Genomic DNA, 14,665 nt, shown 5'->3' with positions numbered 1-14,665 from the left:
ATATAAAAAGGATTACCGATTTGGTAATCCTTTTTGTTATATTATGAAACTGGTACTGCTTTTTCTTTTTTCCATGAAAGACCGAATCCAGTAAAGCCGACGATAATGGTTACGACTGGACATGCTAAACAGAAGATTGCGTATGGCAGGTAATCGAATGTTGGAACGCTAAGAACGTTTGTTAAGAATACGCCACTTACACCCCATGGTACGAGTGGATTAATTACTGTACCAGCATCTTCTAATACTCGTGATAAATTACGACGTTCTAAACCGACTTCATCGTATTTATTAGCAAATGCTTGTCCTGTTAAAACGATGGATAAGTACTGCTCACCGAGTAAGAAGTTTACACCAATTGCAGTTGAAGCAGTAGAAATAATTAAGCGTGTACTAGTTTTTACGAAACTAGAGATAATATTCATCAGCTGCGCTATAATACCCATTCCTTGTAATAATCCTCCCATACAAAGAGCTAGGAAAATAAGAGCAATTGACATCATCATACTTTGCAGGCCACCGCGAGATAATAAGCTATCAATATCTTTGATACCAGTTTTAGAAACGTAACCGTCTTGCATAATTTTTATTAAATCAGCTAAAGAAGTGCTAGGTTTAAAAATAAAGAGAATAATAATCCCTACCACAATTCCTGCAAGTAATGTTGGAACTGCGGGTACCTTTTTAAATGCGAATAGGAACAGTAATAAAATAGGAATTAGTGTAACGATAGAAATCGTTGCATTTTTTTCTAATGTGTTAATAAATGCTGAGAAATCAACGTTTCCACCAGATCCGCTTCCTAAAATGAAAAATGCGATAAAAGCAATAATGAAAGCTGGCACTGTTGTCCAAAGCATGTTACGAATATGTTCAAATAAATCTACACCCGTTACAGCAGGCGCTAAGTTTGTTGTATCAGATAAAGGAGACATTTTATCTCCGAAGAATGCACCAGAAATAATTGCACCAGCAATAAGAGCTGGATCGTATCCAAGGGCAGTACCCATTCCCATAAAGGCAAGTCCTACAGTTGCAGCAGTTGTAAAAGCACTACCGATACTCGTTCCAACAATTGCACAAACAACAAAAACAGTTGGAACGAAAATTTTTGGAGATACAAGTTGGAAGCCGTATACCATTAAAGTCGGAATAGTTCCAGCTGCGATCCAAACGCTAATTAATACGCCTACAAGTAAGAAAATAAATATAGATGGAATACCAGCTGAAATACTACTAATCATCCCTTTCTCCATAGTAGACCAAGAGATTCTCTTCAAGAATCCAAATGCTAATAAAAGAACGATACCAAATAAAATTGGGATGTGTGGTGAAACTTCTAATTGAATAACACTAAAACCAATACAGAAAAAGATAAAAATTGTTAAAAGAACAGACTCAATTTTTGAAACCATTGTTTTCCCCTCCTAAGTAATATGAAATAGCTCTTTTTTATATAAAATTCGCCAATATTGTATATTTCCTTCTAAAATTTAGAATTTTGTGACAAATTACCGGTAATTGTTTGTTCTTCTATATGATACGGAAAAGATTGGATAAAAAAACGTCCCTGCATATAATTATGCAGGGACGAAGAAATCGCGGTACCACCCTAGCTTGTGAAATGAATGTATCACAAAATAAAGGGTCATATGATATGCGCTTATAAAATAAAAAACGCCCCTGCAATATATGCAGGGACGAAAAATTCGCGGTACCACCCTAAATTGTGAAACAGTGTCGTTTCACCACTCTTTAGACATAACGGTCTATAACCGTCTTTCACTACTCCTCACGTTTCGTAAAAGAAGCTCCAGGGGGTAATTCATAATTCGCTCTGTACTGGTTCGCACCGACCACCAGCTCTCTGAAATCAGAAATCGAAATACTACTAAATCCTATCAACGCCGATTCATATGATGTTAGTTAAATTTTTATCATATTTTCATCTTACATGTCAATAAAAATATTAAATGTTTTTTTAGAGAAATAAAGGATAATTGTTTTTAATGCTGTAAAAATGTACGTTATAATGAATTTGAAAGGGGGAGGAAAGAGTGAAGAAAAAAATAATTCTTTTTACCACTTTATTAGTTATTGGAGGAAGTGCTGGAATTTACACAGCTTTTGCGGCTGAATCAGAGCAGCTGAAACAAAAGCAAATACAACAATCAGAAGTGAAGAAAGTAAAAGAAATAGAAGAGAAGAAATCAATGGAAAAAGCAGCAGAGAAACTAGGAGTTTCTACAGAGGGAAAAACAAAAGAAGAGGTTACGAAAGAAGTAAATACCGCTAGGTTTGAGAAGCGTCATGATTTATTAATTGAGCACGCTAAGCAACTTGGAATTGATACAGAGGGGAAAAAAGATGAAGAAATTATTTTAGAAATTGGAAAGATACAGCATGGAAAGTAGAACAACTTATCGTATGATAAGTTGTTCTTTTTTAAGAACTATTTGATTTTAAAATAATTGACAGTCATTCAGATTTAATGTTAACTATATTTATAAACAAGTTAACATTAGGGGTGACAATTGTGGCAATAAATAGTAAAACGATTGAAAAATCATCTTATACATATGAAGAATTAGCAGAGAAAAATAAAGCTTACGTATGGCACCCATTTACACAAATGAAAGATTATTTAGAAGAAGATCCTGTCATTATTGAACGTGGAGAGGGAAGAAAGCTATACGATGTAAATGGTAATGAATATTGGGATGGTGTTTCATCTATATGGTTAAATGTTCACGGACATCAAGTACCGGAATTAGATGAAGCAATTCGTGAGCAATTAAATAAAATTGCTCATTCTACTATGTTAGGACTTGCTAACGTTCCATCTATTTTATTAGCAGAAAAAATTATTGAGGTTGTACCAGATGGATTGAAGAAGGTATTCTATTCTGATTCAGGTTCTACCGCTGTTGAAATTGCAATTAAGATGGCTTTCCAATATTGGCAGCATAAAGGGAAACGAAAGAAACAAAGATTCGTTACATTAAAAGAAGCATATCACGGTGATACAATTGGAGCTGTTTCGGTAGGAGCAATAGACTTGTTTCACCAAGTGTATAGTTCGCTCTTATTTGATGCGATTAAAATGCCGTATCCATATACATATCGTTCTCCTTACGGAAATAATAGGGAGGAAATTGTAAAAAGCCATTTAGAAGAAATGGAAGAATTGTTGAAAGAAAAGCATGAAGAAGTAGCTGCCATCATTGTGGAGCCATTAATGCAAGGTGCTGGCGGGATGATTACAATGCCAAAAGGATATTTAAAAGGACTGCGCGATTTATGTACTAAGTACAATGTATTATTTATTACAGATGAGGTAGCGACTGGATTTGGGCGTACAGGGAAAATGTTTGCGTGTGAACATGAAAATGTGACGCCAGACATTTTAACTGCTGGGAAAGGTTTAACAGGTGGATATTTACCAATTGCAGTTACGGTAACGACGGATGAAATATATAATGCCTTCTTAGGAGAATATGAAGAACAAAAAACATTTTTCCATGGACATAGCTACACAGGCAATCCGTTAGGGTGTGCCGTAGCAATCGCGAATTTAGAGCTATATGAAAAAACAAATTTAATAGAAGAAGTGGCACATAAAACGGATTATGTGGCAGCGCAATTAGAAAAGCTCTTTGCGTATAAACATGTAGGTGATATTCGTCAGTGCGGATTAATGGTTGGTATTGAGCTTGTGAAGAATAAGGAAACGAAAGAAGCGTTTGACTGGACAGAAAGAGTCGGTGTTCAAGTATGTAAACGCGCAAGAGAGCTGGGTATGATCTTACGACCGCTCGGTAATACGATTGTATTTATGCCACCTCTTGCTTCTACAATTGAGGAGATTGATGATATGTTACGTATTTTGTATAAAGCAATCTCGGATGTTACGGAGGGAGAATAATGAGCGGTTTTTTTATAACAGCAACAGATACTGAAGTGGGGAAAACTGTCGTTGCCGGTGCATTAGCCGGTGTATTTAGAGAATTGGGATATAACATCGGAGTATATAAACCGTTGCAAAGTGGGCATGTTGCATCAAACCCTGAGGGAGATGCGGCAAGGTTAAAAGCATTATCAGGTGTGCCGACACAAGAAAATGAAATTTGCCCTTATTCTATTGAAGAACCACTTGCTCCGAGACTTGCCATGAAAAGAGCTGGAAGAGTAGTAAAGTTAAAAGAAATTACTGATTACTATAATGAACTATTAAAAGAGTTTAATAGCTTATTTGTAGAAGGGGCAGGTGGGCTTGCTGTCCCATATACAGAAGATGCTTTAGTAATTGATTTTGCAAAAGAATTACAGTTGCCTCTTATTGTAGTAGCTCGTCCTACATTAGGAACAGTAAATCATACAGTGTTAACGATTGCTTACGCAAAGGCGCATGGCTTAACCGTAGCGGGTGTCATTTTATCAGGTTGCAAAGAATGTGAAATGGAAAGAGTGCAAGAAAATAAAGAGATGATTGAAGAGCTGAGCGGGGTACCAGTTTTAGGATTATTACCATTCTTTGAAGGTGAGTTTACGAAAGAAGAAGTATTAGAATCTGTAAAAGAACATATTATGATTTCAAAATTAGAGGAGTTTATCCAAAATGAATCAAACGTGGCGGGCGCACCTTCAATGTAAATTACAACAATTACATGAGCAAGGGCAGTATCGTGATTTGCATGTAACAGAGAAGGCAGAAGAGACTTGGCTTATTCGAGATAAAAAAAGGATGTTAAATTTAGCGTCAAATAATTATTTAGGGTTAGCTGGAGATGAAAGGTTAAAAGAAGCTGCTATTGCCTGTACAAAAAGATATGGAACTGGAGCGACTGCCTCTCGTCTCGTTGTAGGAAATCATCCATTATATGAAGAGGTTGAGAGAAGCATATGTGACTGGAAAGGTACTAAAAGAGCTTTAATTGTAAATAGTGGGTATACGGCAAATATAGGTGCCATATCTTCTTTGGCCTCTCGGCACGATATTGTTTTTAGTGATAAGTTAAATCACGCAAGTATTGTTGATGGAATCATATTAAGCGGGGCAGAGCATAAAAGGTATCGTCATAATGATTTGGATCATTTAGAGAAGCTGTTGAAAATGGCTTCGCCTGAAAAAAGGAAATTAATCGTAACAGATACCGTTTTTAGTATGGATGGTGATACTGCGTATTTGAGAGATTTAGTACAGCTGAAAGAGAAATACGGGGCAATCATTATAGTCGATGAAGCACATGCAAGTGGAATATATGGAATCGGCGGAGCTGGGTTATCTCATATAGAAAAAAATCTTGCTCAAAAAATTGATATACATATGGGGACGTTTAGCAAGGCTTTAGGGTGTTATGGTTCGTATTTGACAGGTGATGAAATTTATATAGAGTATTTACAAAATATGATGAGAAGCTTTATTTTTACTACAGCTTTACCACCAAGTACGTTAGGAGCAGTGCAAAAAGCAATTGAAATTGTAAAAGAAGATAACGAAAGAAGAGAGAACCTTATAGCAAACGGAGAATACTTCAGAACTAAATTAAGGGATGCTGGTTTTGATATTGGGAATAGTTCAACTCATATTGTACCGATTGTAGTCGGTTCAAATGAACATGCTTTACGATTTAGTAAAAGGTTGCAAGAGGCAGGGATTGCGGCCATTGCAATTCGTCCCCCAACTGTGCCGGTTCATAGTTCTCGAATTCGCTTTGCAGTTACATCGCAACATACAATAGCTGATTTAAAATGGGCTATTGACCGAATTATTCACATTGCGAAAGAAGAGGAGATTTTCGTATGAACGAGCTAAAGATTATTTTTATCCCAGGATGGGGAATGGAAGAGAATATTTGGGATTTAGTACTTCCGTATTTTAAAGGATATCCTGTTGAATGCGTAGATTGGCGTAATGTGAAAGAACGAAGTGAATTTGCGGAACGAATTATAGATGTAGCGCATAACGACAACGTAATTTTAGTTGGATGGTCACTAGGAGCGTTAGCAGCAGTTGAAGCTTATAAAAAGATTCAGGCAAAAGGCATCGTATTAATTGGTGGGACTGCTAAATTTACAAATACGAGCGACTATAGTAATGGATGGAATGCTTTGCATGTAGAACGGCTGAAAAGGAATTTGGCGAGAAGGAGAGAGGATACGCTCAAGCGGTTTTATGAAAATATGTTTACGAAAGATGAGCTAAAAGGGAATAAAAACTTTGAAGACATTGTAGACCGTTTTAAAGGTGATTCTATTCAGTCTTTACAACTAGGTTTGGATTATTTAATAGAAACAGATATGAGAGAAGAACTAAAAGAAATTAAAGTACCTATACTACTTATTCACGGAGAACAGGATGTAATATGCCCATTGTCTGCGGCACGTAGTATGACGGAGAATAGCAGCAGCGAGCTGAAAGTAGTAAGTGAAGCAGGGCATGCATTATGTGTAACGAATTTTGAATATTGTGCAAATGAGATAATTCAATTTGTAGAGGGGATACGACATGATCAACAAAACGTTACTACAAAAACGGTTTAATGGGGCAGCCGTATCTTACGATCGATATGCAAATGTACAAAAAAAGATGGCACATTCATTACTTTCAATCTTAAAGGAACGATATAGTGAAACGGCATCAATACGTATTTTAGAACTGGGATGCGGGACGGGGTATGTAACAGAACAATTATCAAAGTTATTTCCGAAAGCACATATTACAGCAGTTGATTTTGCTGAAAGTATGATTGCGATTGCGCAAACTAAACAAAATGTAAAAAATGTAACGTTTCACTGTGAAGATATTGAGCAATTACGATTAGAAGAATCATATGATGTCATTATTTCAAATGCTACATTTCAATGGTTAAATAATTTACAACAAGTGTTAAGAAATTTATTTCAACATTTGTCTATAGATGGGATATTACTCTTTTCAACGTTTGGACATGAAACATTTCAAGAATTGCATGCTTCGTTCCAACGTGCGAAAGAAGAAAGAAATATAAAAAATGAAACATCGATTGGTCAACGTTTTTATTCAAAAGATCAGTTGCTTCATATATGTAAGATAGAAACAGGGGATGTGCATGTTTCTGAAACATGTTACATAGAGAGTTTTACAGAAGTTAAGGAGTTTCTGCATTCTATTCGAAAAGTAGGAGCAACTAATAGCAATGAAGGATCATATTGTCAAAGTCCCTCACTCTTTCGCGCGATGCTACGCATATACGAAAGAGACTTCACGGGAAATGAAGGGATAATGGCAACGTATCATGCTTTATTTATACATATAACAAAAGAGGGGAAGAGATGAAATGAAACAAGTACAAACAAAAAGGGATTGGAAAAAACTTGCATACGACGTAGTGGAAGAGAAAATGATTACGAAAGAAGATGCAATAGCGATATTAGAAGCTGATGATACAGAAGTTTTAGAAATTATGAATGCAGCTTACATTATTCGCCATCATCACTTTGGTAAGAAAGTAAAATTGAATATGATTATTAATACGAAATCTGGATTATGTCCTGAAGATTGTGGATATTGCTCACAGTCTATTATTTCAGAAGCACCGATTGATAAATATGCATGGTTAACGCAGGAGAAGATTGTAGAAGGGGCACATGAAGCAATACGCCGTAAAGCAGGTACATATTGTATTGTAGCGTCTGGTCGTCGTCCGACGGATAAAGAGGTAAATCACGTAATTGGAGCAGTTAAGGAAATTCGTGAAACGACAGACTTGAAGATTTGTTGTTGTTTAGGTTTCTTAAATGAAGATCAAGCAGGACGTTTAGCGGAAGCAGGCGTGCACCGTTATAATCACAACTTAAATACACATGCAAATAATTACGATAGTATTTGTTCAACTCATACGTATGATGATCGTGTTGATACAGTTCAAAAAGCAAAACAAGCTGGTATTTCACCATGCTCTGGAGCAATTTTTGGCATGGGAGAAACAATTGAAGAGCGTGCTGAAATTGCATTTGAATTACAACGTATAGATGCAGATTCTATCCCTTGTAATTTCCTTGTTGCTGTAAAGGGGACACCTCTTGAAGGGCAAAAAGAGTTAACGCCAGTAGAATGTTTAAAAGTACTTGCAATGATGCGTTTTGTAAACCCAACAAAAGAAATTCGTATTTCAGGAGGACGTGAAATCAATTTACGTTCTGTACAGCCAATCGGTTTATTTGCAGCAAATTCTATTTTTGTCGGGGACTACTTAACGACAGCTGGGCAAGAGCCGACTGCGGACTGGGGTATGATTGCAGATTTAGGATTTGAGATTGAAGAATGTGCATTATAAGATAGATGAAAAAGCAAACTTGTAAAAGGGTTTGCTTTTTTTGTAAATAAAATGTAATAAATAGTTGTGAACGCTTGATATTATTGGTTTTTGAGCGAAAAAAAGAATTTTTGTGGACGAATTTTCCAAGCCCTAGTTGTACATAGTAAATATGTAATTTATATTGGGTTGGAGGATTTTACATGTACAAATACATATTAGCGATTATGACTTGTTTAATTTTAATAAAAGCAATAAGTTCTGATCCAGTTAAGGCTGCTGAAAATCCTGAACAAAAAGAGATGCAACAAAGAATCGAACAACACTTTCGAACGAAAGCTGAACATTTTGGATTGAAAACGGAAGGAAAAGATTTAAAGGAAGTTAGAAAAGAAATTACTATTATAGAAGAAGCGAAAAAAAGAGAGAATGTATGGAGAACAGCACAAGCTCTTCATATAAAAACAGAAGGAAAAACGATGAATGAATTAATAAAAGATGTACAAAAAAAGGTGAAAAAATAAAAAGAGGCCGCAGCCTCTTTTTTTATGCCCATTGTTTTGATAAGTGAGCCATTTCAATTGCAGCAACAGCTGATTCATATCCTTTATTACCAGCTTTCGTACCTGCGCGTTCAATCGCTTGTTCAATTGTTTCTGTCGTTAATACGCCGAAAATAACTGGGATGTCCATTTGTAGTGATAAAGACGCAACACCTTTTGCTACTTCATTACAAACGTAATCGTAGTGAGTTGTAGCACCTCGGATTACAGTACCTAGTGTAATAACAGCATCATACTTTCCGCTACTAGCCATCTTTTTAGCGATTAAAGGAATTTCAAATGCACCAGGAACCCAAGCAACATCAATATCATTTTCTTCTACACCGTGACGCTTTAATCCGTCTAAAGCGCCGCCAAGTAACTTACTTGTAATAAATTCGTTAAAACGTCCAACAACAACTCCAACTTTTAATCCTGTACCAACTAAATGACCTTCGAATACCATAATAAATCTCTCCTTTAATTATAAGTTTAGTAAGTGTCCTAATTTATTTACTTTCGTTTGTAAATACGATTTATTTTCTTCTTTTGCCGGCATTTGCAACGGTACACGCTCGACTACTTCTAAATCGTAACCTTGTAAGCCAGCAATTTTTCTTGGGTTATTCGTTAATAATCGTAAGCTTTGTAAACCTAAATCTTTTAATATTTGAGCACCGATACCGTAATCACGAAGATCAGCAGGGAAGCCGAGTTTTTCATTTGCTTCTACAGTATCGAATCCTTCTTCTTGTAATTTATAAGCGCGAAGCTTATTAAGAAGCCCAATGCCTCTTCCTTCTTGTCTCATATAAAGAAGAACACCTTTTCCTTCACGCTCAATTTGAGCAAGTGCTGCATGGAGTTGTGGTCCGCAATCGCAGCGATGTGAACCGAATACATCTCCTGTTAAGCATTCAGAATGAACACGTACAAGTACCGGTTCACCTGTTGAAATATCACCTTTTACAAGTGCGATATGTTCTTTCGTATCTAATGAGTTAGAATAGCCAATTGCGTGGAAAGTACCGAAATCTGTAGGTAATGTAATTTCCACTTCTCTCGTCACAAGTGTTTCATGATGGCGGCGATAAGCAATTAAATCTTCTATTGTAATCATTTTTATATCAAATTGTTTTGCACATTCTATTAAATCAGGTACACGTGCCATCGTGCCGTCCTCATTTATAATTTCGCAAATAACTCCAGCTGGTTCGGCACCGCATAGCTTTGCTAAATCAACAGCAGCTTCTGTATGACCTGCACGACGCAGGACACCGCCTTCTTTCGCAATTAATGGAAAGATATGTCCAGGTCGATTGAAATCAGCGCCTTTTGATGCGGGGTTTAACAATTCTTGTATCGTAGTTGCACGTTCGTGAGCGCTAATCCCTGTTGTTGTAGAAACATGGTCAATGCTCACTGTAAACGCAGTATGATGTGAATCTGTATTATGAGATACCATTGGTTCTAATTGTAGACGTTCTGCGTACCCTGCTGTAATCGGTACACAAACGAGACCACGGCCATGTGTAATCATAAAATTAATTGTTTCTGGTGTAATGTACTCTGCTAAAGCAATAAAATCGCCTTCATTTTCTCGGTTTTCATCATCACATACGATAACGACTTTACCTTGTTTTAAATCTTCTAGAGCTTCTTCAATACGATGAAACATTGTGCTTCCCCCTTATAGAAATCCGTTTTCTTGTAAAAAGCTTTCAGTCATTGAACCTACTCGTTTTGTAGGTTTAGTAATAAAGCGTTCGATATATTTACCAATCATGTCACACTCAATGTTTACGATATCTCCGGCATTTTTTTCTCCAATGACAGACTCGCTTACTGTGTGCGGGATGAGTGAAATCGTTATGGAAGATTCGTCTATAGCAAATATCGTTAAACTCGTTCCATCAACAGCAATGGACCCTTTCTGCAAACAATAGCGCAGCAGTTCATCAGAAATTGCTATTTTGTAATAGACGGCATTGTAATGTTGTTTTTTATTTAAAATCGTTCCGATGCCATCAATATGTCCTGAAACGAAATGTCCACCGAATCGTCCATTTGCAGCCATTGCTCGCTCTAAATTTACTTTAGAGTGCGGTTTAAGCATGCGAAGTGATGTCGACTGCATCGTTTCAGGCATTGCATCAACTGTAAATGAAGTAGTTGTAAAGCTTGTTACAGTTAAGCAAATGCCGTTAACAGCGATACTATCACCTAAGTGAACATCTGATAAAATTTTGTTTGCATGAATCGTTAATTTCATCGCTTCTCCGCTTTGTTGCATGTTTGCTATCGTTCCTAATTCTTCTACAATTCCTGTAAACATTTCGTCACCTCGTTTCGGGCATTCGCAACGATTTTTATATCATCACCAATTTGTTTCATCTCTTGAATTTTCAAGGAAAGCGCATCTTGTAATTTTGAAAAACCATTTCCTCCAAATAAAGTAGGAGCATCTTTCCCACCAATTAATTTCGGACTTATATAGGTTACAATTTCATTAAAATTGTTTGTTTTTAAGAAACTTGCATGAATCGATTGGCCACCTTCAACGAATAGAGAAAGAATTTGTTTTTCTCCAAGAAAGGAAAGAAGGTCCTCGATTTCTATATGCTTCGTTTCCATTTGGAATATAGCTATATTTTTAGATTCATAAGAAGATATCTTCTCTTTCTTTACATCCTTACCGACAATAATCCATGTCGGTGCTAAACCATCTGTTATAACATGAGAAGATGGTGGCGTTCGTAAATGGGTATCTAAAACAACGCGAATAGGATGTTTCCCACCATTTGGAATTCTTGTTGTTAAATGAGGATTATCAGCTATAACTGTATTCACTCCAACAAGAATTGCATCATGTGTATGGCGATATTGGTGAACATCAGCACGTGCTTCTTCACCTGTAATCCACTTACTTTCACCAGTTACAGTTGCTGTTTTTCCATCTAAGCTCATTGCTGTTTTGATTGTTACAAAAGGGCGTTTCGTTTTCATGTAGTGAAAAAAGTAGCGATTTAATAAAACTGCTTCTGCTTCAAGAACACCGGTAGTTACTTCAATTCTAGCTTCCTCTAATCTTCTTTTTCCGTTACCAGAAACGAGCGGATTACAATCGAGAGTAGCAATTACAACACGCTTAACTCCTTTTTCGATGAGCAATTCACAACAAGGTGGTGTTTTTCCAAAGTGGCTACACGGTTCCAGTGTTACATAAACGGTAGCGTCTTTGGCGTTCTGACCAGCCATTTGAAGGGCATGAACTTCTGCGTGTTCTTCACCAGCTCGTAAATGAGCCCCCATACCAACGATGTTTCCATCTTTTACAACAACAGCACCAACCATAGGATTTGGACTTGTTTGTCCTGATGTTCCTTCTGCTAACAGCAGGGCAATCCTCATATATTCTTGATCTGTCATTTTCTTCACCTCTCCTAAAAAAATCAAAAAACCCCAAGGATTTAATATCCTTGGGGTTTGGGAGACGTGATTTCTAGAAATATAGTTTGAATACGAAAGCATAGGAAAGAAACCTAACGATAATTGATATTTCTGCATAAGGAAAAAACCTAGCAAAATATCGAATTTTTAAACGCTAGTTGTCTCTTTTTATTTCAGTATAAAAAATAAGTATAGAAAATTAAACATATATAAAGAATCAAAATGAATCTTTAAAAATATGCATACTGAAATAAAAGTGTATTCACTATATAAAAAACTAGAAACATATCCTTCTCCCATCCAGACTATACTGTCGGCCCTAGAGTTTCACTAGATCCACCGTTTTCGAGTTGAAAACGGGTCACGGACTTAGAAGTTTTCACTTCATCACCGCCGGTTGGGAATTTCACCCGACCCCGAAGGATGCTGTTTGCTCAAATTATAGCACAAAAAAAATAAAAGGCTAGTAAAAAATATTCGAATGTGAAGAATTGTGTGAAAATATATGCAGGCTGGAATGGAAATAAAAGTATTAGAAATGTTGTAAAGAGAAGGGATATAACGGAGTTGCTAAAAAGAAAAAACATGCACAAAAAAATGTGCATGTCACATGTAAAATTATTCTGCCTCTGGTGCTCTAACAACAGACTCGAATTTACCTTTATGCGAAGCGTCGCAATAAGGCATATTTTTTGATAAACCACAACGGCATAAAGAAAATGCCGGTTTTGCTGGGAATGCATTCCCTTGTGAGTCGACTAATTCCACGTCCCCTGTAACGCGAAAAGAGCCATTATCATTTACTTTAATTTGTACTTTTGCCAACGTTATCCCTCCTTCCCAAACGCTTAATTTCATCATATAATCAAGGGAAGTGCTTGGCAATATAAAGTGAAACTTTAATTAGTGGGGGAGGTATCCCCCACTAATTATTAGTTGAACCAATCGGGCTTTTAGGGGCAGTAAAACTCCCACCTAACTGCTTTGTTTCAGCCGAATTTTGAGGTGGGAGTTTTACTGCCCGCAAATAGCGGAGAAAAAAGAGCACTTTGTTTGAGAAAGAAGAGAGTGTTATAATAGTTTTCATAACTGACTAGAGTAAGGTGACGAGAGATGGATAAACAATTACATACATTACGAAACATTGCAAATGAGCGCACGTGGGCATCATTTTTGAATGATAATCATCCATATAGTTTGTTACATTGGTCCATTGCAGGTGTAGGGCAAGAGGCAAAGGATGTTTGGCTACTGCAAGATGAAGTAACATTTCAAACGACAGAATTCCCAACGTTAGATGATGCAATGCAATGGATTTCTGAAAATATGGAACAAGTTACAGACGTTTTAGCGCAATAAAAAACAGGCTTATGCAAGCCTGTTTTTTGTTTCTTTCACATATGTGTTTAAAAATTGATCGACGGCTGCTTCGTACTCTTCTTTATTTTCGTTATAAGAGCAAGCGTGTGCACCGTGTTCTGCAATATAAAGCTGCTTATTATTTTCTTTCGCTTCATATAACGCTTTTGTCATATCAGCTAAAATATAGTCGTCATCTTTACTATGAATAAAGAGAACGGGATTGTTAATGTTTTTTATACAGTCGATTGGTGAAACTTCACGAATTGTATAACCGTCACGAACTTTCAAAAATGCGTTTGCTAAAGGTAATAAAGGCCATTTTGGTAAATGGAATTCAACCTTTAAACGGTGCTGTAATTGTCCGCGAAAATCAGAGAAAGGACAATCTGCAATATAGAAATCAGCACCATCTTCTACAAGTCCTGCGTATTGAAGAAGTGTTGCAGCTCCCATAGATTCACCATGAATACCAAGTGTAATATTGGTGCCAAAACGGTTTTTTAGCCAGTCAACTACGGATTTTAAATCATGTTTTTCATAGTATCCATAGCTTGTTGTTTTTCCGCCAGTTTTACCATGACGACGATGATCGTAAATGAGGACGTTATATCCCCTTTTTAAGAATAAGTTTGCATATTTTACAGAGTTTATTTTATTTACAGTTACACCGTGGCAAAAAACCATAAACTTATTGGTGGAATGACCAGCAGGAATGTAATATCCGTGAAGGTCGTATCCGAATTGTGAAGGGATATGAATTTCTTCTTTATGAAGAGCATCAAAATCCTCTATACGAAAATGTTTTTTCGTTTCTCTTTCGAGTACTTCTTCCTCTGTTTTTTTCTTTAAGTACATCACTTTATTTGTAAAGAAAATCCCAAGGGCAGTTATTGCACCTAGTATAGTAAACAATGCTGCAAAAAAACGTTTCATACTTTACCTCATCCTCCAAATACCGTTACATGTGATACACTTATATTGTATCACAATGATATAAAAGGGGAGAAATAGGAA

General features: G+C 36.5%; 16 protein-coding genes, 1 riboswitch and 1 other annotated feature. Of the genes, 9 read left to right on the top strand and 7 right to left on the bottom strand.

The annotated features are described in order from the left end of the window. Nucleotides 1-41: 41 nt before the first annotated feature. Entirely contained in the window at nt 42-1,415 is a 1,374-nt protein-coding gene (nhaC, locus tag HMPREF2590_RS06470; RefSeq protein ID WP_000253736.1) for a Na+/H+ antiporter NhaC, read from the bottom strand. A 278-nt stretch (nt 1,416-1,693) separates the two neighbouring features. Next, nucleotides 1,694-1,914: a binding site (T-box leader), on the bottom strand. 143 nt (nt 1,915-2,057) lie between these two features. Between nhaC and HMPREF2590_RS06465 the strand changes: the two genes are divergently transcribed. From HMPREF2590_RS06465 to HMPREF2590_RS06430, 8 genes are all read left to right on the top strand, one after another. Then, nucleotides 2,058-2,414 carry a hypothetical protein gene (locus HMPREF2590_RS06465; RefSeq protein ID WP_000726902.1) on the top strand — a complete coding sequence of 119 codons (357 nt, stop codon included), beginning with the start codon at nt 2,058-2,060 and terminating at the stop codon, nt 2,412-2,414. A gap of 77 nt (nt 2,415-2,491) precedes the next feature. Beyond that, on the top strand, nt 2,492-3,925 hold the full coding sequence (bioA, locus tag HMPREF2590_RS06460) for an adenosylmethionine--8-amino-7-oxononanoate transaminase (protein WP_002098103.1): 1,434 nt from the start codon (nt 2,492-2,494) through the stop codon (nt 3,923-3,925). After that, nucleotides 3,925-4,653, top strand: a complete 729-nt coding sequence (gene bioD, locus HMPREF2590_RS06455) for a dethiobiotin synthase (protein ID WP_000012497.1) — start codon at nt 3,925-3,927, stop codon at nt 4,651-4,653. Before bioA ends, bioD begins: the two co-directional genes overlap by 1 nt. Continuing rightward, nucleotides 4,619-5,806: an 8-amino-7-oxononanoate synthase gene (bioF, locus tag HMPREF2590_RS06450; protein ID WP_001077289.1), complete on the top strand. Its 1,188-nt coding sequence runs from the start codon at nt 4,619-4,621 to the stop codon at nt 5,804-5,806. The genes bioD and bioF overlap by 35 nt, the downstream gene beginning before the upstream one ends. Continuing rightward, nucleotides 5,803-6,543: an alpha/beta fold hydrolase gene (locus tag HMPREF2590_RS06445; protein WP_001004164.1), complete on the top strand. Its 741-nt coding sequence runs from the start codon at nt 5,803-5,805 to the stop codon at nt 6,541-6,543. Before bioF ends, HMPREF2590_RS06445 begins: the two co-directional genes overlap by 4 nt. After that, nucleotides 6,509-7,318, top strand: coding sequence for a malonyl-ACP O-methyltransferase BioC (gene bioC / locus HMPREF2590_RS06440; RefSeq protein ID WP_000608903.1), 810 nt, complete (start codon nt 6,509-6,511; stop codon nt 7,316-7,318). The genes HMPREF2590_RS06445 and bioC overlap by 35 nt, the downstream gene beginning before the upstream one ends. A 1-nt stretch (nt 7,319) precedes the next feature. Further along, on the top strand, nt 7,320-8,318 hold the full coding sequence (gene bioB, locus HMPREF2590_RS06435) for a biotin synthase (RefSeq protein ID WP_000815856.1): 999 nt from the start codon (nt 7,320-7,322) through the stop codon (nt 8,316-8,318). Between the two features lie 182 nt (nt 8,319-8,500). Continuing rightward, nucleotides 8,501-8,821, top strand: coding sequence for a hypothetical protein (locus tag HMPREF2590_RS06430; protein WP_000280032.1), 321 nt, complete (start codon nt 8,501-8,503; stop codon nt 8,819-8,821). Nucleotides 8,822-8,843: 22 nt separating this feature from the next. On the opposite strand, the gene ribH is transcribed toward HMPREF2590_RS06430, so the two are convergent. The 5 genes from ribH to HMPREF2590_RS06405 all read right to left on the bottom strand — a co-directional run bounded on the left by ribH (nt 8,844) and on the right by HMPREF2590_RS06405 (nt 13,114). Next, nucleotides 8,844-9,305 carry a 6,7-dimethyl-8-ribityllumazine synthase gene (gene ribH / locus HMPREF2590_RS06425; protein ID WP_000230895.1) on the bottom strand — a complete coding sequence of 154 codons (462 nt, stop codon included), beginning with the start codon at nt 9,303-9,305 and terminating at the stop codon, nt 8,844-8,846. A gap of 18 nt (nt 9,306-9,323) precedes the next feature. Beyond that, the gene (gene ribBA, locus HMPREF2590_RS06420; protein WP_000468983.1) at nt 9,324-10,517 is read right to left on the bottom strand and encodes a bifunctional 3,4-dihydroxy-2-butanone 4-phosphate synthase/GTP cyclohydrolase II; all 1,194 of its coding nucleotides are present in this window, start codon (nt 10,515-10,517) and stop codon (nt 9,324-9,326) included. A 12-nt stretch (nt 10,518-10,529) separates the two neighbouring features. Further along, nucleotides 10,530-11,174, bottom strand: coding sequence for a riboflavin synthase subunit alpha (gene ribE / locus HMPREF2590_RS06415; RefSeq protein ID WP_003317731.1), 645 nt, complete (start codon nt 11,172-11,174; stop codon nt 10,530-10,532). Next, complete coding sequence (gene ribD, locus HMPREF2590_RS06410; protein WP_000131955.1) at nt 11,156-12,268, bottom strand: bifunctional diaminohydroxyphosphoribosylaminopyrimidine deaminase/5-amino-6-(5-phosphoribosylamino)uracil reductase RibD; 1,113 nt, start codon at nt 12,266-12,268, stop codon at nt 11,156-11,158. Before ribD ends, ribE begins: the two co-directional genes overlap by 19 nt. 305 nt (nt 12,269-12,573) lie before the next feature. Further along, nucleotides 12,574-12,717: riboswitch (FMN riboswitch) on the bottom strand. A gap of 190 nt (nt 12,718-12,907) precedes the next feature. Continuing rightward, nucleotides 12,908-13,114, bottom strand: coding sequence for a CDGSH iron-sulfur domain-containing protein (locus HMPREF2590_RS06405; protein ID WP_001151579.1), 207 nt, complete (start codon nt 13,112-13,114; stop codon nt 12,908-12,910). A 288-nt stretch (nt 13,115-13,402) separates the two neighbouring features. Between HMPREF2590_RS06405 and HMPREF2590_RS06400 the strand changes: the two genes are divergently transcribed. Then, nucleotides 13,403-13,648 (top strand): DUF2552 family protein, encoded by a 246-nt coding sequence (locus HMPREF2590_RS06400; protein WP_000360793.1) that lies wholly within the window; start codon nt 13,403-13,405, stop codon nt 13,646-13,648. 9 nt (nt 13,649-13,657) lie between these two features. On the opposite strand, the gene HMPREF2590_RS06395 is transcribed toward HMPREF2590_RS06400, so the two are convergent. Beyond that, a complete protein-coding gene (locus HMPREF2590_RS06395; protein WP_003317744.1) occupies nt 13,658-14,584 on the bottom strand; it encodes an alpha/beta hydrolase in 927 nt (308 codons plus the stop codon). Nucleotides 14,585-14,665 lie beyond the last annotated feature (81 nt).

The sequence above is a fragment of the Bacillus sp. HMSC036E02 genome, assembly GCF_001836235.1.
In the GTDB taxonomy this organism is placed as follows: Bacteria; Bacillota; Bacilli; order Bacillales; family Bacillaceae_G; genus Bacillus_A; species Bacillus_A cereus.
The sequence above is the reverse complement of the archived record's forward strand: the minus strand, read 5'-3'. Positions and strand labels throughout refer to the sequence as shown.